The following is a 21,672-nucleotide window of genomic DNA, read 5'->3' as shown; positions in this document are numbered from 1 at the left end:
CGCGCCGCGCCGGTTTTCCGGCCCGGCGCGCTTTTAAATGTATTCATGTAATCGATACATTGCCCTTCTCAAGCATTCACATTTTTACTACTGATCGCTATGCAGCCAGCCGTAGAATTTCGCAACATAAGCAAGGCCTTCGGGCCGGTGCAAGCGAACGCTGACGTCAGCTTCACGATCGCCAAGGGCTCGATCCATGGCGTCATCGGGGAGAACGGCGCCGGCAAATCCACCTTGATGAGCATCCTGTACGGCTACTACCACGCCGACAGTGGCCAGCTCCTGATCGACGGCCAGGAGCGCAACATCCGCACCAGCCAGGAAGCCATCGACCTCGGGATCGGCATGGTCCACCAGCACTTCATGCTGGTCGAGAACATGACCGTGCTCGACAACGTGATGCTGGGTAACGAAGGCGGCTTCAAGCTGAACAAGAACCGTGCCCAGGTCGAGGCCAGGCTGCGCGAGATCTGCGCCACCTACCGCCTCGAGGTCGATCCGCTGGCGACCATCCACGACCTCTCGGTCGGCGCCCAGCAGCGCGTCGAGATCCTGAAACAGATCTACCGCAGCGCCAACATCCTGATCCTGGATGAACCCACCGCAGTGCTGACCGCCCAGGAAATCGCTTCCCTGTTCGACATCCTGCGGCTGTTCAAGGAACAGGGCAAGACCATCATCCTGATCACCCACAAGCTGCAGGAGATCATGGACATCACCGACCAGGTGACGGTGATGCGCGCCGGCCGCGTGTCGGGCGCCGTGGCCACCCGCGACACCTCGAAGGAGCAGCTGGCCAACATGATGGTCGGCCGTCCGATCGAGGGCAATTTGCCGCGCAAGCCCTTCAATCCGGGCGCGCCGGTGCTGAAGGTATCGAACCTGCAGCTGCAGGACGCCAACAAGGTGCAACTGCTGGCCGACATCGACCTCACGGTCCGTGCGGGCGAGATCGTCGCCATCGCCGGCGTGTCGGGCAATGGCCAGAGCGAACTGATGGAAATCCTGGCCGGCATGCGCCTGCCGACCTCCGGCACGGTCGAACTCGACGGCAAGGCCCTGCCCTACGGTGGCCGCGCCAACGCCGACGGCCTGCCCGCCACCTTCCGCAAGCTCGGCATCGGCCATGTGCCGGAAGACCGCCTGCGCGACGGCGTGATCAAGGATTTCTCGGTGGTGCAGAACACCGTCTTCGGCTATGAAGACCGGGTCCGGAACCGCTGGGGCCTGTTCGACTTCGACGCCATCGCCAAGCGCTGCGCCCACCTGCTGCAAGCCTTCGACGTGCGCCCGAACAATCCGGACCTGCGCATCGGCCTGCTCTCGGGCGGCAACCAGCAGAAGGTCGTGATCGCGCGCGAAGTCTCGGCGCAACCGAAACTGATGCTGGTCGGCCAGCCGACCCGCGGCGTCGACATCGGCACCATCGAATCGATCCACACCCAGCTGCTGCGCCTGCGCGACGAAGGCGTGGCGATCCTGCTGGTCTCGACCGAACTCGAGGAAGTGCGCGCCCTGGCCGACCGCATCGTGGTGGTCTCGGGCGGACGCATCACCGGCGAACTGAACATTGACGAATTCGATACCACCCGCATCGGCCTGCTGATGGGCGGGATGCACAAATCATGAAAACAAGCGAACTTCCACGTTGGGCCACGGGCGTCGTCCTGCCGGTCCTGAACCTGCTGTCGGCCCTGCTGGTCGCGGCGCTGGTGATCCACCTGCTGGGCGAAAGCCCGGTCGAATCGATGAAGATCCTGATCGACTCGGCCATCGTCAATCCGGAAGGCCTGGCCTACACGCTGTTCTACGCCAGCACCTTCATTTTCACCGGCCTGGCGGTATCGATCGCGATGAAGGCCGGCCTGTTCAACATCGGCGCCGAAGGCCAGATGTACCTCGGCGGCCTGGGCCTGACCCTGGCCGTGCTGGCGTTCGACGCCACCCTCTCGCCCTGGCTCCTGATCCCGCTCGCGATGATCGGGGCCGCCGTGTTCGGCGCGCTGTGGGCCTTCCTGCCCGGCTACCTGCAGGCCAAGCGCGGCAGCCACGTGGTGGTCACGACCATCATGTTCAACTTCATCGCCGCCAGCCTGATGAACTTCATCATCGTGAAGTACATGATTCCCGAGGGCGAGCAGAATCCCGCCAGCCGCGTGTTCGCCGACTCGGCCATGCTGCCGACCCTGAACACCTGGTTCCCCTTCTTCGGCGATACCCCGCTGAACATCGGCTTCCCGATCGCGATCGTCGCCCTGGTGATCTACGGCGTCATGGTCTCGCGCTCGACCTGGGGCTACCAGCTGCGCGCCACCGGCCTGAACCAGCACGCGGCCCATTATGCCGGCGTGCGCATCAGCCGCATGATCATCGTCGCGATGCTGATCTCGGGCGCCCTGGCGGGCCTGGCCTCGGTCAATTCGATCATGGGCTCGACCCATTACCTGAGCCTGAACTTCCCGGCCGGCGCCGGTTTCGTCGGCATCGCCATCGCCCTGATGGGGCGCCAGCACCCGGTCGGCATCTTCCTGTCCTCGGTGCTGTTCGGCGCGCTGATCCAGGGCGGTTTCGACCTGTCGCTGGAAAAACCGAACATCCCGGTCGAGACCTTCGTCTTCATCCAGGGCCTGATCATCCTGTTCTGCGGCGCGATGGAAAACCTGTACGGTCCGGCGCTCCTGAAACTGATCAACGCAACACGCAACAAGGGTTAATCATGGAAGGCTTTGATATCGCCAATATCGTCGTCTCGACGATCCGCAACGCGCCGGTGCTGATGTTCGCCGCGCTGGCCGGCCTGTTCGCCGAACGCAGCGGCGTCGTCGACATCGGCCTCGAGGGCAAGATCCTCGCCTCGGCCTTCGTGTCCGCCGCGGTCGGCTACACGACCCAGAACCCGTGGCTGGGCATCGCCGCCGGCATCGCCGTCTCGGTGGCGCTGGCGATGGTGCAGGCGTTCGTGTCGATCACCCAGAAGGGCAACCAGCTGGTGGCCGGCATCGCGATCAACATCGCCATGAGCGGCCTGACCTTCGTGGTCGCCCAGTACATCTTCCAGCAGGGCGGCCGCACGCCGGACCTCGGCGCGGCGCGCCTGTCCAGCGTGACCCTGCCGGGCGCCGAAGCGGTGGCCGGCATCCCGGTGCTGGGCTGGATCTGGAACAGCCTGATCGGCGGCCACTCGCCGCTGGTCTACCTCGCCTTCCTGCTGCTGCCGGTGGTGCACTGGGTGGTCTACCACAGCCGCTTCGGTTTGCGCCTGCGCGCCTGCGGCGAGAACCCGCACGCGGCCGACGCCGCCGGCGTCTCGGTCGAGCGCACCCGCTACCTGGCGATGCTGGTTGCCGGCGTGCTGTGCTCGTTCTCGGGCGCCTACCTGTCGATCGTCCAGAGCGGCTTCTTCCTGCGCGACATGTCGGCCGGCGCCGGCTACCTGGCGCTGACCGCGCTGGTGTTCGGCAACTGGCGTCCGCTGCAGACCGTGCTCGGTTGCCTGATGTTCGGCTTCTTCTCGGCGGTGCAGATCCAGATCGAAGGCGTCGACCTGCCGGTGGTGGGCCGCATCCCGGGTTCGCTGATCCAGATGATCCCGTACGTCGTCACCGTGGTCGTGCTGGCCGGCCTGATGGCCAAGTCGGTGGCGCCGAAGGCGATCGGCAAGCCGTTCGTGAAGTCGCGCTAAGCGGGGCTACACCCCGCCGGTAAACGCTGCGGCGTTGCCAAACAGGCCGGAAAGCCGCTGCCAAGGCGGTTTTCCGGCTTTTTTTATTTTCCAAAATTTTCTGTGTGGAAAAAAAGTCTTGCCGACCCTACATCATATATGACTTACTGTCGCAAAAAGTCAACGCAGGATGTGGCGTTGGCGCGACGTTGCTGAAAATTTTTTCGTCGCGAATTTTCATGCTTCAAAGCACGATTTTTCCTATGAGAATGTGTCTTCTGGAGCTCTGCAGTATGGTCTTCTCGACACAAAATGTATCCACACGGAATTAATTCCTCGCCGTATTCTGCGTTTTCTGAATCTCACCGACGCCCTGCTCGCAGCGCCCTTCACGAGGAATACCATGCAACCGACCCGTTTCAGCGCCACCCGCCGTATCGCTTTCGCCGCTTCCGCAATGGTCCTGGGCGCTGCCTTTGTAGCCCCCGCCGCGGCCGCCACCCTCAGCGTCGGTGCAGGCAAGACCTATGCAACGCCGTGCAAGGCGTTCGCCGCTGCCAAGACCGGCGACCTCATCGAAATCCAGGCCGCCACCTATAGCGGCGACGTCTGCGCCATCAGCGCCAGCAAGCTGACCATCCGCGGCGTCAACGGCCGCCCGCAGATCAACGCTGCCGGCAAAAGCTACGGCGGCAAGGGAATCTGGGTCGTGCGCGGTAACGACATCACCATCGACAACGTCGAGATGTTCGGCGCCAAGGTGGCCGACAAGAACGGCGCCGCCCTGCGCCTCGAAGGCACCGACTTCACGCTGCGCAATAGCTTCCTGCACGATAACGAGAACGGCATCCTCAGTGGCGCCAATACCGCCAGCACCGTGACCATCGAATACACCGAGTTCGGCCGCAACGGCTACGGCGACGGCTACAGCCACAACCTCTACATCGGCAAGGTCGCCAAGCTCTACTTCCGCTACAACTTCTCGCACGACGCCAACGTCGGCCACAACCTGAAGTCGCGCGCCCTGTACAACATGATCGCCTACAACCGCTTCTCGAGCCTGCGCTCGGGCGAGACCGGCAGCACCGCGGCCGGCAAGCCGAGCTACGAGATCAACGTGCCGAACGGCGGCACCACCTACATCATCGGCAACGTGATCATGCAGCCGGCCTCGAACAACAACCCGGCCATGGTGTCCTACGGCGAAGAAGGCGTGGGCGACCGCAAGACCGACCTGTACGTGATCAACAATACCTTCGTGAACGACGAAAGCTCGCGCGGCACCTTCGTCACGATCCGCAATGCGGCGACCCCGGCCAAGCTGATCAACAACATCTTCAGCGGCGGCGGCACGGTCACCGGCCAGGCTTCGGCGGTGCAGCAGACCAACTACCGTTCGGTCTCGGGCGACTTCGTCAACAAGGCAGCCTACGACCTGCGTCCGGCCTCCGGCACCCAGATCGTCAATGCCGGCTCGAACCCGGGCAGCTCGGACGGCGGCCTGTCGCTGAAAGCCACCGCAAGCTACAAGCACACCGCGTCCTACGCATCGCGTTCGACCCTGGGCGGCGCGATCGACATCGGCGCATACGAAGTGCAGTAATCAAGTGTAGAAATACAGTGCGCCTTCGGCAGGCCACGAAACAAGCGCCCCGGCATCGCCCGGGGCTTTTTTCGTGCCTGCCTAAGGCCCGGCCGTTCCCTTCGCCGCATTCCCCGCCGCATCGAGCTTGCGCAGCGCATGCGCCTTGCCCGTCATCGCCTCGTGCCAGGCCGGCAGCACGCGGAAAGTGAGCGCCAGGTCGTAGTCGCCGGCGATGCTGCCGGCATCCATCGGCACGTCGCCAGGGCGGTTCTGGAACCAGCGCAGCCATTCGCTCGACCCCGGCGCCGGCGAATTCATGTAGGGCGCGCCGGCATTCGGTGCCGCCCCCGGCGCGGGCGGCACCAGCGGCATCATGAACGAGGCCATCCCCTGCTTCGGGTTAGCCGCGTTCCACTGCGAGGCGCCGTGGCAGCTCAGGCAGGACGAATTGGCGGCATTGCGCGTCAAAACCCGCCCGCCCTCGCCCGCCACCGAGATGTCGTTCAGGGCGTGGTCGTTCGGCCCCGACAGGCGCCCACCCCATCCCAGGGTTTCAAGCGCGTACAGGGGCGCGTTCGGATTGACCCAGGTCTCCTGCAAGGGCGCGCCGGGCGTGGCCGCGCTGTTCACCTGCGGATCGTTACCCCATTGCGCGCCGAGCGGCACCATCTGGTCCCAGATGCCCTGGCTGCCGCGGCGCGTGTCGCGGTCGTAGACCAGGGTCGCGAATACCCAGCCGGTCTGCGGCGCCGACTGGCTGTCCTTGACCACGATATCGACCTGCATCAGGTAGCCCTTCTCCAGTGTCGGGCGGTCGAAGTGGCCGGTGGTGGCGTTCGCCGTCATCATCATCGGCCAGGCCAGCGCGCCCTCCATCGCGGGCCAGGTCGCGCCATCGGCCGTGGTGAAGGCCAGCTTGACGGTGATCGCGCCCTCGGCGTACTGGGTAGCGCCGCCCGCCAGCACCGGCGCCTTCGGGTCGCGGCCCCAGATCCTGCCGATGGTCTGGGCCGCCGTGCGGTTGTAATAGGTGATGACGTAGGTCGTAAACGGTTTCGTCAGGCCGCTTTTCGGGAACAGGCTGTTGTCGACCTTCTCGATCCCGACCAGCATGCCGTGGATCGCCTCGCGCTGTGCGCCCAGCCAGGGGTCGTTGTACCAGCCGCGGCGCGCCGCGTTCCATTCCTCGTAGTCGACCAGCAGCGTGTGCATGTCGCGCGCGACGACGTCCTTCAGCGCCTGGACGTAGGCGGCGGCATTCGCGGTCGTGATCGGCCCGCTGCCGATCGCCGTGCGCCAGCCCATATGGGGCGCCGACAGTCCGGACGGGTAGTTGTAGCTGAGCCGGAACAGCGGACCGTTGTATTCGCCCGGAGCCGGCAGCTTGCCGTTGTGGTCGGCATAAGGATTGACCGCGCCGGCCAGCGCGGACAGCGTGAGCAAGGTGCCGGCAAGGCACAGGCATGCATGTCGAATGAGCATCTCGTTTCCTTTGTGGGAGTGCGAACAGCTCATTCTTCCGCGCACGCGCGGCTACGACTTGTGACGGGACAATTGTTTCTGTTTAAGTGCTCATGCCGCTGGGGCGCGGCGCTGCCAGAGCGCCTGACAAAGCCTTCAGGGCAAGGCGCATCGGCGAAGACAGTACGAGCGTACGGCGAGACGATGCAACGCAGCCCTGGAGGGTTTGGCAGGCGCTCTCAGTCGCGCGCCAGGGTCTTCGAGCGCCACAGCATCCACGACACCCCGACGCCGGCGGACACGCCGTTGTTACGCCGCAGCAGCGGGCTGTCGTCGTTCGCGCCGACGCCATAGTTTTCGGCGCGCACGAAGCCGAAGACGCGCAGGTCGGGATTCACCTGGCGCGCCGCGAACAGGCCGGCGCGCACCAGGATCAGCCCGGAACGGGCGGCATAGGCCGGGCGCTCGCTGGTCGCGTATCGCGGCGCCACCTCGTAGAAATAGCGGTTGATCTTGCCGTCGCCGACGACCGCCGCCAGCTGGGCGTCGAACAGCCATTTGCCGTCCGGCGTGCGCTGTTCGTAGACCAGGCGCGGCTCGAAGGTATAGCCCTGGTGGCGCACGCCGCTGCGCACCTCGAACACGGCGCGCAGCGGCAACTCGGCGCGCAACACGCGCCAGGCGTCGAGCCGGGCCAGGCGCAGCTTCAGGCGCGGGCCGAACTCGCCCAGGGCGCCGAGGTCGGGCATGCCGGCGCGCGCTGCCACGTCGTCGGAACGGGCCGGCAGCGAGGCGGCCAGGCCGACGTCGAATTCGGCCGCATCGCTGCGGAACAGGCGCGCGCCGATGCCGGACTGGTCGGCGCGCAGGATCTTGCCGCGGTAGAAAATCGTGGGAATCGCGAGCAGCCGCGTCTCGCGGTCCTCGGCGCCGGGATAGGCCGGCGTGCTGACGAGGCCGGCGCCGATGCCCAGTTCCCACAAGGGACGGCCGCGCGGTTCGACCGGCTCGACCGGCGACTCGGCGCGCGCCGGAGCGCTCAGCAGGCAGGCGAGGCCGGCAATGACGGGCAAGATTTTTTTCATGGGAAAAGTGGGAGAAAGCGCGGCGCGCGATCTTGCAATTTTAGCAGCGGCACCCGTAGGGTGGGCGGCTGCACCCAAGCGTGTGGAGGGCCGAGGAAAAGGCGCCGCCCACGCGTTCAACCGGCGCCGTGCAATGCCGCGGTGGCGCATCCGTGCGTTGAACGCGTGGGCGGCGCATCGGCCGCGTGGCTGCCGCCTGCCGGGTGTAGCCGTCCACCCTACGTTTCATGAAAAAAGGCCGCAGCACGGCTGCGGCCTCTTCCCGTTCATCGGCCTGCGCTTAGCCGTAGATCGCCTTCAGCACCTCGGCCAGCTTGTAGCCGCCCTTGATCAGCTGTTCCTTGGCCAGCTGCGAGCTCGGCACCGGGTAGTTCTGCGGCACTTCCAGCGTGAAGGTGTAGTAGGTCTCGCCCTTCTTGCTCACCTGCGGCACCAGCTTGCCCGGCGTGACGCCCTCGTGCGCGACCTTGGCGCCGACCAGGCTGTCGTCGGCCCACTGGTAGGGCCAGGTTACCGGTTCGCCGGTGTTCGGCTTGATGTTCGGGTTCGAGGCGATCACGGTCTCGGCGAACTGGTCCGGGGTCTTGGTGCGGATGCGGCGGAAGGCGTAGTCGACCGTGGTGCTGTCCCAGTAGGAGTGGAAGGGTTTCGTCAACGCCTTCGGCACGCCTTCCTTGATCGGCTTCGGATCGCCCGGCGGGATCAGGTTGGCGCTCAGCTGGGCCAGCTTTTCCTCGTCGAGCAGCAGGTTGTTGCCGCCGCGCGAAGCGAAGATCGCGGTCTCGTCGACCTCGACCTTGGTCTTCGGCACCACGAACTTGCCGTCCTTGCTGACGAAAGCCGCGCCGACGTGCAGCGGCTGGTGGATGTCGCCGACCATGTGGGTCAGGAGGATCAGGGCCTGGCGCTTGGTGAACTTGTGCGGGTTCATGGCCGGGTCGGTGTTGCCCTGCAGGACGGCGATGGCCTGCTTCAGGGTCTGCACGATGTCGTGCTCGCTGGTGCCGACGCCGTGCTCATGGTAGTGCTCGAGCTGGAACGGCACGTTGGTGTAGTGGTACTCGTCGTGCTTCGGGTTGGCGGTGGTGTAGTCGACCATTTCCGGCGTCTGCGGGCCACACCAGGTTCCCTTCACGCAGTCCGGCCAGCTGGCGATCGACTGCAGCGATTCGCCCGGTTGCAGCAGCGCGGCGATCTGCTTCTCGGCGTTGCTGCCTTTCAGCAGGCGATCGGCGATGGCGCCCACCGCGCGGTGGCCGTCGCCGCCCCAGGCGGCCGCGTCGACCGAAACGAAGGCGCTCGTCAGCGCGAGTACACAAGCTAGTTTTTTCATGATGGTTCCTTGGTTGTTGCTTCTTGTTTCGGTGCCGGCTGCCTTACTGGAGCTGCGACAGCAGCAGCGACATGACGGCCATGATGCCGGCTGCCAGCGCTCCCAGCAGCAGGAAGCGCTGCCCGGCAGGCCGGGACGACTTCAGCATCAGGCGCTTGACCACGGTGATGCCGATCACGGCCAATGCGCAGGCGGCGAGGATGACGATCGAATTCTTGTCCATGTGCGGCTCCTGTAATGGCGGCTTAGCGCACCTTCTCGATGCGGGTCGAGGAGACCATGCCGGCCTGCGGCGCGCCGGCGCCCGGATGCTTCGCAATGAAGTCGCTCAGCGCGTCCAGGTCGACCAGCTGGGTATCGACACGGTTGGTGCCCTTGGCGAATTCCGGAATATTGTCGCCGCCTTCGGCCAGGAAGTTGTTCGCGACCACGCGGTAGGTCTTGCCGTCGTCGACCGGCACGCCGTTGAACTTCAGGCTGCCTGGCACCAGGCGGCTGCCGACCGGGCGCTTTTCGTCCCACTGGTAGGACAGCGCTTGCGAGATTTGCAGGATGGTCGAGCCGGATGCGGCCGGGCGGTCCCACTGCTGTTCCAGCAGGCGGCGCAGCTGGGCGCCGGTCAGGTCCATCACGACCAGCGTGTTACCGAAGGGGAGCACGGCCTGGGCATGGCCGAAGGTGGCCACCATGCCCTCCCCCGTGTCCAGGTCCTTGCGGATGCCGCCGGTGTTCATGAAGCCGATCTGCACGCCCTGGTCGCGGGTCGCAGCCACGATCGCATCGGCGATCAGGTTGCCGAGCGGCGATTCGCCGGACTCGCTGCTTTTCCTTGCGACAGTGGCGACGCCGAGCTTGCCCAGCGGCCGTGCCAGCGCCGCGCGGCTGCGCTCCTTGACGCCGGCGAGGTAAGCCGCCACTTTCGGGTCGGCCGGGAACTTGGCCGGGTCCATGACGACGTTTTTCACGTCGATGTTGGCCAGTGCGCCGCTGGCCGGATCGACCGTCAGGGCGATGCGCGACAGCAGGTGGCCGGCGGCATCGGCCTGGGTGACGACGCGGCCATCGACCTGGCACAGGTAGCCCTGGTGCGAGTGGCCGGTAATGACCAGGCGGATCGCCGGATCGAGCTGCTTCACGATGTCGACCACGGCGCCGGTCAGCCCTTTGCAGGCCGGCTGCTGGGGAGACTCGTCGGTGCGGCCGCCCTCGTGCACCAGGGCGACGATCACCTGGGCGCCGTCGGCGCGCATCTGCGGCAGGGTGCGGTTGATGGCCTCGGCCTCGCCGATGAAGTCGAGCCCGGCGATGGCCGAGCTGACCGCGACCGAAGCGGTATCCTGCAGCACCACGCCGACCACGCCGACCTTGATGCCCTTCACGGTCTCGATGCGGTAGGCCGGCATGAAGGGTTTGCCGGTGGCCTTGTCGAGGACGTTGGCGGCGAGATAGGTGAAGCGCGCGCCCTTGAAGTCCGGCGCCAGCTTGCAGGCTTTCTTGGGACGCGGCGAATCGCAGCCGCCGTTCTGCTGGCGCAGCAGTTCCTTGCGGCCCTGGTCGAATTCGTGGTTGCCCACCGAGCTCATCTGCAGGCCCATCAGGTTCATCGCCTCGATGCTCGGCTCGTCGGCCCACATCGAGGACAGCGCCGGGCTGGCGCCGATCAGGTCGCCGGCGCCGATGAACAGCAGGTCCTTGTCTTCCCGGCGCCAGGCGGCCAGCGCGCCGCTCAAGGCTTCGATGCCGCCGGCGCGCAGGGTTTCGCTCTTGCCGGTGGCGGCGTCGGTATAGGTGTACTTGCTCGGCTCGAGGTTGCCGTGGAAGTCGTTGATCGCGACCAGGTTGAGCGTGACCGGCGCCGGCGGCGCGGTAGCGCAGCCAGCCGCGGCCAGGGCCAGCGCCAGGGTGGAAAGAACGGCGCGGGCGCGCGGGGAAACGATCATGGCATACCTTTGTTGATGAAGACGGGCCCTCGCGGGCGAGCCGAATTATTGCACGTAGGCCAGCATGAGGCCATCCTTACAAGCGCCCTTGCCTACTGCTTACCCATTCATGTAAACGAAAAAACGGCCGGTGTTGCCACCGGCCGTTTCAAGCATCAGGACAAATTCAGGAACTTAGAATTCGTACTTGACGGTTGCCTGGATCGCCCACTGCGATTCGTTCTTCGACTGCTTGACGGTCAGGTCGTCTGCCTTGTTGCGGACGAAGTAGACGTACTTGCCGTCTTGCATACCAGCATAGTCCACGAAGCCGCGGGTGGTGCCGCCGCCCGGCGCGAACGATGGCTCCTGGGTGTGGCCCCACTTCTTGTTCAGCAGGTTGCCGACGTTGAAGAAGTCCAGGGTGAACACGGCCTTGTTGCGCTTGAAGATGCCCGGGATTTCCTGGCTGATGCGCATGTCGACCACGTTGGTCCAGTCCGAGAAGCTCTTGTTACGGCCTACGACACCGCCGGCTGCGTCACGCAGGGCCTTGTTGCCGTTGACGATGTCCCAGAAACGCTGCTCGTTGCTGTGGTTGGTTTCGGTATCGCCCAGGAAGACCACTTCACCCGAACCGAAGGCTTTCGGGATGTACATCAGGTCGTTGCCCGAGACACCGTCGCCGTTCAGGTCGTTCTTGTAGGTCCAGCTGTATGGCTTGCCCGAACGTGCTTCGTAGAACACGCCGAGACGGGTGTTGTACGAACCGAAGAACTTCTTCTGGAAGTTGGCCAGGGCGTTCAGGCGGTGCTTTGCCATGGTGTTCGCGTTCGATGCGACTTCTTCGTTCGGGTTGAACACCGAACGTGCATTGAAGTTCGAATTGGCGACCGACGACGACAGCGGCGAGACTTCCGTCGCTTTCGTGTGGGTGTAGGCCACCGACCAGCCGAAGCCCTTGGTCAGCGGACGCGACAGCGACATGGTGATCAGCTTGCCGTCGCCTTCGCCGGTATTCTTCGCCACCAACACGTTACCGTAGGAACGGTTACGCAGGTATTTGGCTTGGGTGCAGCCGCTGGTGGTGTTCAGCGACGTACCGGCCGCATTCGCAGCGTAGCAGGTGGTCGTCATGGCTGCCGGGTTCCAGTACAGCTGGCGGCCGTCGGTACCCGCGGTGCCGGTCGAGGCGCCCAGGTTCAGGTGCTCGTAATAGATGCTGTCCTTGTTGTTGGTGTACAAGAGCTCAGCACCAAAGACCATGCCGTACCATGGCAGTTCGGTGTCGAACGCCAGGTTGGCTTTCCAGATCGACGGCTGGCGCAGGCCCGGGTCGAGGATGTCGACGTTGGCCAGCGGCGTGCTGCCTGGAATGTTGGTCGGCTGGTTGTCCGGATCCGGGTTGAAGAAGCCGGTGGCTGGGCAACGGGTCGCATTCGAAGCGCAGGTGACCGTGTTGGTGGCGACGCCCGGGTTCGAGAACGGGTTCGACATCCACACCGATGCCGCGGCGCCCTGGAACAGGCCGGCGCCACCGCGGATCTGCATCGAACGTGCGCTGTCGAACTTGTAGTTGAAGCCCACGCGCGGCTGCCACAGCTTCTTGCCGTCAGGGGTGACGGTGTTGTCGTAGCCGAAGCCGCCGGTCTGGCCGCGGCCGGTGGCGTAGTTACCGGCGATGACAGGTGCTGCCACGGCGGTGTTGGCCAGCGGCTTGCTGCCGACGCCGGTTTCGTCCACGCGAACGCCGTAGGTCAGGGTCAGGTTCTTGGTCGCGGTCCAGGTGTCTTGCAGGAACAGGCCGGTGTTCTTCATCGTGAACGACGAGATGCCGTCGCTCAGCGACTTGCCCGGTGCAGGAATCTGCACGGAGTACGAAGTCGGGTTACCGTTACGGAAGTTGTTCAGCACCGCCGCTTCGATCGCCGCTGCGCTGCCGTTCTTGCAGATGCCGGCGTTCAGGGTGTCGTCGCAGGCGAAGGTGTAGCTACCGAAGACGTTCTGCAGGTAGGCGTTGTAGATCTCGTTGGTGCTGTAGTCGAAGCCACCCTTGATCTCGTGGTCGCCCACGACCCAGTTGGCCGCGCCGTAGTAGTCCATGGTCTTGGTGCCGAGGACGTTCAGCTGGCGTGCGTATTCGGTACCGAAGTTCAGGTCACGCGAACCGTTCTGGGTACCGGCCGGGGTGCCGGCAGGCAGCGCGCCGCTGAACTGCAGGCGGATCGACGGCAGGCGGGTGCTGTTCTTCGGCACCGAATCGTAGTCGCGCGACGAGACGCGGAATTCGGTCGACAGGGTCGGGGTCCAGTCCGAGAAGACCTGGGCGACGCCGGTTTCGATGCTCTTCTCGTTGCTGTAGAACATCGAGTCCAGGCTCACGCTGTCCCGGGCGTACGACGGGAAGACCGGTTCCGACTGGGTCGTCTTGCCGTAGCGGAAGTTGGCGCGGTGGTTATCGCTGATGTTCCAGTCGACTTTCAGCAGCTTCTCTTCCGAGGTCATCTTCGAGCCGGCCGGCACGTTCAGGCCGCCGATGTCCATGCCCCATTTGTCCTTGGCGATCTGCTGCGCCTGCTCGACGGCCGACGCGGTGATCGGCACGGTGGTGCCGGCGCTGCTGCCGATGATGCCGAAGTCCGGGCTGGCGCGGCTGCTTTCCGATTTCTCGGTCAGGGCGTAGATGAAGAGCTTGTCTTCGATCAGGGCGCCACTGGCCCACAGGCCCTTGGTGGTTTCCTTGAACTTCGGCGCGTCGCTGTAGGTATCGGTGACGTTGTTGTAGCGTTCGCCGACGAAACGGTCGTTACGCCACACGTAGTAGGCGCCGCCCTTCCAGGTGTTGGTGCCCGACTTGGTGACGGCGTTGATGTTGGCGCCGGTGTAGCCTTTCTGGGTCACGTCGTAGTTGGCGACGTTGACCTGCACCGACTGGATCGCTTCGATCGAGATTGCCTGGCGCGCGGTGGGGCTGCCGTTCGACTCCAGGCCGAAGGTGTCGTTGATGGCGACGCCATCGACGGTGATCGAGTTGTAGCGCGAGTTCTGGCCGGCGACGGACATTTCGCCGCGTTCCTTGTCGTTCTGCGAGACGCGCGGATCGGCACGGGCATAATCCTGCAGGTTGCGCTGGATCGATGCCTGGGTTGCCAGTTCGGTGGCGCCGATGCTGGTGACCGCGCCCATGGTGGTGCGGTTGAAGCGCTCCGAGCGGTTGGCCGTACCGGAAACGGTCACGGTCTGCATGCCGGTGCCCAGGGTCGCGTCGATCGACGCGGTTTCGGCCAGCTGGATGAAGACGTTGTCGCGTTTTTCCGAGACGCCGTCCTTGGTGATGATAATGGTGTACGGACCACCCACACGCAGACCGCGCGCGATGTATCGGCCTTCAGCGTCGGTCGCGACGTTGCTGACAGAGTTCGACTCGGTATGAAGGATCGACACTTGTGCACCAGCCACCGGCTTGCCGTCCGCGCCAGCGACGCGGCCGCCAATGGCGGAGGTGGTGTTCTGTGCGAAGGTCGGCGCAGCCGACAACGCAATCGACAAAGCCAGCGCCAGCTTGGTCAGCCGGATCTGTTTGTGAGTGATCATTGTTAAAAACCCCAAAATAGACTTAATAGTTATTTGGACGCCCGAAGACGTCCCTCTTTACAAGTACTGCAACCCTGGTTGCTGCGAACCGCAGCGGCACAGCCGGCCTTCCGTGGGACCGGGCGATTGTAGAGATGAAATGTTTCATCCCTGTTACCAATCGCCCTTGAAAAAACTTCAAGCATATTTAGCAACGCAAGCAAATATGCATGAGTGACTTCCAACAGACAAATACGTTTTTTGTTCGCCATTTATAGGCGGAAGCACTAAATCGCCAAAAAAACGTGCATTCGGCGTGCCGCGCGGGGGTTTCCCCGAGCAAAATCACAAGGCGCGATTATACGGAAGGCATTCTTTACTGAAATATTTAGATAAACTTTTTCAGGAATCGCAGGGGCGGCGTTGGGAATCTGTGGCAACCAGGCCACAAACATTAGCTTTGCACTAACTTTTGTTTACCCCGAAACAGTGCACCGGGCGGTGCACTGATAAAAACGGCAGCCTTCGGCTGCCGTGATCGACTGAGCTTATTTCGTTTTCGCTCGTTGTTTCTTCGCGACATCCTTCGCCAGTCCGGCCACCTCGGCCTCGAACTTCGCGAAGCGTTCGTCGAGCTGGCGCGTCAGGCGCGTCTTCTCCGCCGGCGGCAGGAAGGCGTAGCGGATGCTGTTGTACGAGGTCTTCTTCATCTCCGCGTAGTCCGGCTTATAGCGGCTGGCGAACAGCACGTATTCGTTGCTGAGCGTATGGCGGGTGACGCCGGCGTCGTCGGTCGAGATCACGTAGGGCACGCCATACTTGCGGTACAGCGTGATCGGGTGGTGCTCGCCCTTCAGGCCGTTGATGAAGGCGTTCGAGGTCAGGTTGATCTCGACCGGCACGTCGTCCTGGCGCATCTTGCGCATGATGCCGACGGCGTTGGTCTCGTGGGCCAGGTCGATGCCATGGCCGATGCGGTCGGCATTCGCCACCACCAGCGCCTGGTCGATGTGGAACTTCAGGCCTTCCGGCGGCACGTCGCCCAGTGCCAGTTCGCCCGCGTGCATCGCCACCTTGACGTCCGGGTAGATCGATTTCAGGAAGCCGAACATCTTCATGTGCAGCGTGTAGTCGCGCATCGAGACGGCGGTGCTTTCCTGGCCGACGATGTTCACGCCGACGATCTTGCCGCCGGCGGCCGCCGCCTTGAACGCGCCCACCATCGAGGAAAACACCTGCGACGGGTTCAAGAGGCGCAGGACATAGGTCTGGTAGCGCATGGTGAAGCGCTCGTCGTCGATGCCGGCGGCGGCTTCGTCGATCTTGGCGACGAAATCGCCCAGGGTCTTGTTGAAGGCCGGGTCGCGCGCCAGCGTTTCCATCCAGTTGTTCAGCGCGACCTTCAGGCCCGCATCGTCGTTCACCAGCTGCCAGGCGCGCGCGTCGAACTCGGGGTTGCTGACGGCCGGCGCCATCTTGAACATGGTCTCGATGTAGCTGACGTTCTCGGCGATCGCGCGTTTTTTGAGCTCCTGCAGGCCTTCGGCGAAGTTGGCGTTCGAGACCGGGCCGAAGTAGCCGAAGGTCTGGAAGAACAGGCGGTCAGGCGGCGGCTGGATTGCGCCGTGGTTGTCGAAGTCCTTGTTCGACCAGCGCTGCACCAGCTCGCGCCAGGTGTGGTCGTCGGCATAGACCTCGGCGCTCGACAGGCAGTTGCGCTCCTTGGCCGGCTTGGCGCGCTCGGCGGCGACGACTTCCTTGTTGGTCTCGATGCGGTAGGTCTGCTTGTTGACGCACACGCCCTGCTTGTCGAGGAAGTCGACGTACTGCTCGGCGTAGATCGACCCCGAATAATGGTGGTGCAGGTCGCCGCCCTTGGGCATCTGGGTGAAGAACATGGTCAGCTCGGCCAGCTTCGGCTCGGCGCCCGCGACCAGCGCGGCGTAATGACGGGCGGTGGCCGCCTCGTTGGCGTGGCGGGTCGCCGTGCCCGGCTCCTTGGCGGCGACGGGCGCGGCAAAGGCCAGCGCCACGAGCAGGCAGCTCAGTTTCTTCTGCATCGATGTTCTTTCGTATGGGTGGATTGAAAACGGACCGCGAAACTCTAACCGCTTCAATCTGGCTTGGCAATGGATGGGCTTCAGACGGTGGGGCTGTTGCCTGTGGCGCTAGTGGTGTGTTGAATCCGCGTGGGCTCGAGAGCCCACCCTACGGTCGGCGCAGGGGGTTCGGCGCCGGGCGCCTCGATAAAACAGTTCTTTACCTACGAGGAGCGAAGCGCCGAGCCCGGAACGTCTCCCGTAGGGTGGGCTCCCGAGCCCACGCGGATGCAAAGGGCCGCCAACGCATCAGGCAACAGCCCCACAAACGCATCACCCGCGCTCGTGCACCTTCGCCCCCATCGCATACGTCGCCCGGATCGCCCGGTCATCCCCCAGCAGCGCCAGCGCAAACAACTGCTCCTCGAGCGAATCGCAGTGGGCACTGCGGCGCGCCAGCAGCGGCGTCGCCTGCGGGTCGAGCACCACGAAGTCGGCCTCGGCGCCGACGGCGAAGCTGCCGATCGTGCCCTCCAGGTCCATCGCGCGCGCCGCGCCCAGCGTGGCGAGATAAAACATGCGCAGCGCCGGCAGGTAGCTGCCCTTCAGGCGCGCCACTTTATAGGCTTCGTTCATGGTCTGCAGCATCGAGAACGAGGTCCCCGCCCCGACGTCGGTCCCGAGCGAGAGCAGTGCCTTCGCGCCGTCGGCCTTTTCGAAGTCGAACAGGCCGCTGCCGAGGAACAGGTTGGAGGTCGGGCAGATCGCCGCCGCCGAGCCGGTTGCCGCCATGCGCGCGAAGTCCTCGTCGTCGAGCCAGATGCAGTGGCCGAACAGGGCGCGCCGGCGCATCAGGCCGAAGTCCTCGTACACGCCCAGGTAACTGCGCGAGTCCGGGTAGAGCTGGCGCACCCAGTCGCACTCGTCCTTGTTTTCCGAGACGTGGGTCTGGATGAAGGTGTCCGGATAAGCCCGGGCCAGTTCGCCGGTCAGGCGCAGCTGGGCTTCGCTGGACGTGGGCGCGAAACGCGGGGTGATCGCGTACAGCGCGCGGCCGCGCTTGTGCCACTTGTTGATCAGGGCCTCGCTGTCGCCGACCTGGCCTTCGGCGTCGCGCAGGAAGTCCGGGCAGTTGCGGTCCATCAGCACCTTGCCGGCCACCATGCGCAAGTTGCGCGCTTCGCTGGCTTCGAAGAAGGCGTCGACCGACTGTGGATGCACGGTGCAGTAGACCACGGCCGTGGTGGTGCCGCAGCGGGTCAGCTCATCCAGGAAGAACTCGGCCACCGAGCGCGCGTGCTGCGGGTCCTCGAAGCGCCGCTCGGTCGGGAAGGTATAGGTTTCCAGCCAGGGCAACAGGCCCGGGCTTGGGGAGGCGATCATGTCCGTCTGCGGATAATGCAGGTGGGTGTCGATGAAGCCGGGCGTAATGATCTTGCCGCGGTAGTCGACCGGCTCGACGCCGGGCGGCAGCGTGCCCGCCAGCTGGGCGTAGTCGCCGGCGGCCTCGATGCGGCCGCCCTTGACGACGAGCAGGCCGTCCTGGTGCCAGGCATAGGCCTGTTCGGTGAAGGCCGGGTCGGCGTGAAAATGCAGCAAGCTCGCACGGTAGGCTTGCACGGTCGTTGGTGCGGTGGACATCAGTTGGATTCCGAAGAAGCGTCAAGAAGGCCGGGCTGGTCCGCGCAAGCGGATTCCCAGACGGTCAGCAATTGGGCCGCGACGGCGATCGCGATCACGGCCGGCGCCTTGCCGGCAATGCCGGGCAGGCCGATCGGGCACACCATGGCGTCGATGCGGGCGGCATCGATGCCGCGTTCGCGCAGGCGGTGCTCGAACTGGCGGCGCTTGGTATCGGACCCGATCAGGCCGAACCAGTCGTTCCGGTTCGCGCCCGGGCCGGGGCGGGACAGTATCGCGAATGCCAGGCGCAGGTCAAGTGCATGGCTGTGCGTCAGCACGAGAAACGTGGTGCCGGGTGCGGCCTGCGCCACCAGCGCCTCGGGCGTGTCGGTGGCCTCGACCGTGACGTTCGCCGGCAATGCGGCGGCGGGCGGGAACATGTCCTCGCGCTCGTCGACCCAGGTAACGCGGCAGGGCAGCTCGGCCAGCGCGCGCACGATGGCGGCGCCGACGTGGCCGGCGCCGAACAGCATCAAGTGGGCGCGCGGAGCGAGGACGGCGTCGACCAGCCAGCGGCCGGATGCGTCGGTGAAGACGTGGGTGCCGCGGGTACGGTCGCAAGGTGGGACGGCGGCGCCGGCGAGTAGGCGGCCGGCACCGTCAAGCAAGGCCCAGCCGGCCGATGGATCGTCGAGGGCGACGACGCGCCAGGTATCCTCGTTGCGGCGCACATCGAGCAAAGCCACCTGCTCGCGATCGACGCACTCGAACGCCAGGTGCGCAATCCCGCCGCAGCACTGCCCCAGGCTCGGCCCCAGCGCGAAGCGTTCCAGCCGCGCGGTTCTCTCCTGCCCCCCGCCCTCCTCCAGCATCGTGCGCGCCAGTTCGATGGCGCGGTGCTCGAGATGCCCGCCGCCGATGGTCCCGGCGAAGCCCTCGCGGGTAACGAGCATCTTCGCGCCCGGTTCGCGCGGCACCGAGCCTTCGACGATGGCGACCGTGACCAGCACGCTTGGTGCCCGCAGCGCGGCGCTGAGCCAGTCTTCCATTACCGGTTCGCCTGGACCGCCGACTCGACGCAGGCGATGGCATCCAGGATCGCCTCGCTCGTCGCCGGCGCGTTCAGCGGTGGATTGACCTTGTGCCCGCCCACGCTCGAGACCGCGTCGCGGATCGCGAAGAACACCGAGAACGGCAGCAGCAGCGGCGGCTCGCCCACCGCTTTCGAGCGGTGGATGCTGTCCTCGACGTTCCGGTTCTGGAACAGGCGCACGCGGAAATCGCGCGGACAGTCCGACACGCCCGGGATCTTGTAGGTCGAAGGCGCGTGCGTCATCAGCTTGCCGCCGGCGTTCCACCACAGTTCCTCGGTGGTGAGCCAGCCCATGCCCTGGATGAAGGCGCCCTCGACCTGGCCGATGTCGATCGCCGGGTTGAGCGAGTTGCCGGCGTCGTACAGGGCGTCGGCGCGCAGCAGCTTCCATTCGCCGGTAAGGGTATCGACCACCACTTCCGACACCGCCGCGCCATAGGCGAAGTAGGAGAAGGGCCGGCCGCTCATGGTCTTTGCGTCCCAGGACAGGCCGGGGGTGGCGTAGAAGCCGTCGGACCAGAGCTGCACCCGCGCGAGGTAGGCCTTCTGCACCAGGTGCTCGAACGGCACTTCCATGCCGTTCACGAACACGGTGTCGGCCGCGAAGCGCACCTCATCAGCCGCGCCGCCATAGGTCGTGGCCGCAAAGGCAGCGAGCCTTTCCTTGATCTGGCGCGCGGCGTCCTGCGCCGCCTTGCCGTTCAGGTCGGCGCCGGTGGAGGCGGCGGTGGCCGAGGTATTCGCGACCTTGCTGGTATTGGTGGCGGTGGCGCGCACGCGCTCCACGTCCACGCCCAGTTCGTGCGCCACGACCTGCATCACCTTGGTGTTGATGCCCTGCCCCATCTCGGTGCCGCCATGGTTGACCATGATGGAACCGTCGACGTAGACGTGCACCAGGGCGCCGGCCTGGTTCAGGTGGGTGACGTTGAAGGCGATGCCGAATTTCACTGGGGTAAGCGCCAGGCCCTTCTTCAGCACGGGGCTGGTGCGGTTGAATTCGGCGACTTGCGCGCGCCGCACCCGGTATTCGCTCGAGGTCTCGAGTTCGGCCACCAGTTCGTGGATGACGTTGTCGACCACGGCCTGGCCGTAAGGCGTGACGTTGCGCTCTTCCTTGCCGTAGAAGTTCAGCCGGCGCACGTCGAGGGCGTCGATGCCGAGGGTGCGCGCGATCTCGTCGATCGCGTATTCCATCGCGATCGCGCCCTGCGGCCCGCCGAAGCCGCGGAAGGCGGTATTCGACTGGGTATTGGTCTTGCCGCAGGCGGCGCGGATGTCGACATCCGACAGGTAATAGGCGTTGTCGTAGTGGCAGACGGCGCGCGTGGCGACGGGGCCCGACAAATCGGCCGAGTAGCCGGCGCGCGAGACCATGTCGACTTTCGCCGCCAGGATGCGCCCGTCGTCGTCGTAGCCGACTTCGTATTCGTAGTAGAAGCAGTGGCGCTTGCCGGTGACCATCATGTCGTCGTCGCGGTCGGCGCGCAGCTTCACCGGGCGCTTCAGTTTCGCGGCGGCGATGGCGGCGGCGCTGGCCCACAGCGCCGATTGCGACTCCTTGCCGCCGAAGCCGCCGCCCATGCGGCGGCACTCGACGGTCACGTGGTGCGAATGCAGGCCCAGGGCGTGCGCGACCACGTGCTGCATCTCGCTCGGGTGCTGGGTCGAGCATTGCACCAGCATGCCGCGGTCTTCGCCGGGAATCGCGTAGGCGATCTGGCCCTCGAGGTAGAACTGTTCCTGGCCGCCGACGTACAGCTGGCCCTTCACCTTGCGCGGCGCGTTCGCGAACGCCGTTTCGGCGTCGCCCCGCGCCAGGCGCATCGGCGGCACCACATAGGACTGGGCGGCGTGGGCTTCCTGCGGCGTCAGGATGGCGGGCAGCTCCTCGTACTCGACTTTCGCCAGGCGCGCGGCGCGGCGTGCGTTGTCGTGGCTGCTTGCTACGACGATGAAGATCGGCTGGCCGACGTATTCCACCTTGTCCTTGGCCAGGATGGGGTCGTCGTGGATGATGGGGCCACAATCGTTGGTGCCGGGGATGTCGGCGGCCGTCAGCACGGCGATGACGCCGCGCGCGGCGCGCACGAGCGCCAGGTCGATCGAGACGATGTTCGCGTGAGGCTTGCTGGACAGCCCGAGCGCCGCGTGCAGGGTGCCCGCCGCCTCGAGGATATCGTCGGTATAGGTGGCCTGGCCGAGCACGTGCAGCGTGGCCGACTCGTGCGGCCGCGAGCGCCCGACCGCGCTCCACGCCGCCGCCTTCAATGCTGGTGCGCCTGCGTCGTTCATGCTGT

At 65.2% G+C, this 21,672-nt stretch carries 14 protein-coding genes; 4 read left to right on the top strand and 10 right to left on the bottom strand.

The window, feature by feature from the left end:
- Positions 1 to 99 precede the first annotated feature (99 nt).
- From ACFOPH_RS23540 to ACFOPH_RS23525, 4 genes are all read left to right on the top strand, one after another.
- Entirely contained in the window at positions 100 to 1,629 is a 1,530-nt protein-coding gene (locus ACFOPH_RS23540) for an ABC transporter ATP-binding protein (protein WP_312549092.1), read from the top strand.
- Positions 1,626 to 2,714 carry an ABC transporter permease gene (locus ACFOPH_RS23535; protein ID WP_312549091.1) on the top strand — a complete coding sequence of 363 codons (1,089 nt, stop codon included), beginning with the start codon at positions 1,626 to 1,628 and terminating at the stop codon, positions 2,712 to 2,714. Before ACFOPH_RS23540 ends, ACFOPH_RS23535 begins: the two co-directional genes overlap by 4 nt.
- Positions 2,715 to 2,716: 2 nt before the next feature.
- Entirely contained in the window at positions 2,717 to 3,682 is a 966-nt protein-coding gene (locus ACFOPH_RS23530) for an ABC transporter permease (RefSeq protein WP_312549090.1), read from the top strand.
- 382 nt (positions 3,683 to 4,064) lie between these two features.
- Positions 4,065 to 5,264 carry a hypothetical protein gene (locus ACFOPH_RS23525; RefSeq protein WP_312549089.1) on the top strand — a complete coding sequence of 400 codons (1,200 nt, stop codon included), beginning with the start codon at positions 4,065 to 4,067 and terminating at the stop codon, positions 5,262 to 5,264.
- Positions 5,265 to 5,345: 81 nt separating this feature from the next.
- Here the strand turns inward: ACFOPH_RS23525 and ACFOPH_RS23520 are convergent, their stop codons facing one another.
- From ACFOPH_RS23520 to xdhB, 10 genes are all read right to left on the bottom strand, one after another.
- Positions 5,346 to 6,728 (bottom strand): hypothetical protein, encoded by a 1,383-nt coding sequence (locus ACFOPH_RS23520; protein ID WP_379737534.1) that lies wholly within the window; start codon positions 6,726 to 6,728, stop codon positions 5,346 to 5,348.
- A gap of 218 nt (positions 6,729 to 6,946) precedes the next feature.
- A complete protein-coding gene (locus ACFOPH_RS23515; protein ID WP_312549087.1) occupies positions 6,947 to 7,792 on the bottom strand; it encodes a MipA/OmpV family protein in 846 nt (281 codons plus the stop codon).
- A 280-nt stretch (positions 7,793 to 8,072) separates the two neighbouring features.
- Positions 8,073 to 9,125 carry a S1/P1 nuclease gene (locus tag ACFOPH_RS23510; RefSeq protein WP_312549085.1) on the bottom strand — a complete coding sequence of 351 codons (1,053 nt, stop codon included), beginning with the start codon at positions 9,123 to 9,125 and terminating at the stop codon, positions 8,073 to 8,075.
- A 43-nt stretch (positions 9,126 to 9,168) separates the two neighbouring features.
- Positions 9,169 to 9,348 carry a hypothetical protein gene (locus ACFOPH_RS23505; RefSeq protein WP_312549084.1) on the bottom strand — a complete coding sequence of 60 codons (180 nt, stop codon included), beginning with the start codon at positions 9,346 to 9,348 and terminating at the stop codon, positions 9,169 to 9,171.
- Between the two features lie 22 nt (positions 9,349 to 9,370).
- A complete protein-coding gene (locus ACFOPH_RS23500; RefSeq protein ID WP_312549082.1) occupies positions 9,371 to 11,065 on the bottom strand; it encodes a bifunctional metallophosphatase/5'-nucleotidase in 1,695 nt (564 codons plus the stop codon).
- 174 nt (positions 11,066 to 11,239) lie between these two features.
- Positions 11,240 to 14,638: a TonB-dependent receptor gene (locus ACFOPH_RS23495; RefSeq protein ID WP_379737531.1), complete on the bottom strand. Its 3,399-nt coding sequence runs from the start codon at positions 14,636 to 14,638 to the stop codon at positions 11,240 to 11,242.
- A 527-nt stretch (positions 14,639 to 15,165) separates the two neighbouring features.
- A complete protein-coding gene (locus tag ACFOPH_RS23490) occupies positions 15,166 to 16,677 on the bottom strand; it encodes an adenosine deaminase (RefSeq protein ID WP_379737529.1) in 1,512 nt (503 codons plus the stop codon).
- A gap of 312 nt (positions 16,678 to 16,989) precedes the next feature.
- Positions 16,990 to 18,297, bottom strand: coding sequence for a guanine deaminase (gene guaD, locus ACFOPH_RS23485; RefSeq protein WP_379737527.1), 1,308 nt, complete (start codon positions 18,295 to 18,297; stop codon positions 16,990 to 16,992).
- The gene (gene xdhC, locus ACFOPH_RS23480) at positions 18,297 to 19,328 is read right to left on the bottom strand and encodes a xanthine dehydrogenase accessory protein XdhC (protein WP_379737525.1); all 1,032 of its coding nucleotides are present in this window, start codon (positions 19,326 to 19,328) and stop codon (positions 18,297 to 18,299) included. The genes guaD and xdhC overlap by 1 nt, the downstream gene beginning before the upstream one ends.
- A complete protein-coding gene (gene xdhB, locus ACFOPH_RS23475; protein ID WP_379737523.1) occupies positions 19,328 to 21,667 on the bottom strand; it encodes a xanthine dehydrogenase molybdopterin binding subunit in 2,340 nt (779 codons plus the stop codon). The genes xdhC and xdhB overlap by 1 nt, the downstream gene beginning before the upstream one ends.
- Between the last annotated feature and the right edge of the window lie 5 nt (positions 21,668 to 21,672).

The sequence above is a fragment of the Massilia haematophila genome (genome assembly GCF_042647645.1).
Lineage (GTDB): Bacteria > Pseudomonadota > Gammaproteobacteria > Burkholderiales > Burkholderiaceae_D > Telluria > Telluria haematophila.
Note: the sequence above shows the minus strand (reverse complement) of the source record. Positions and strands in the feature narration are given on the sequence as shown.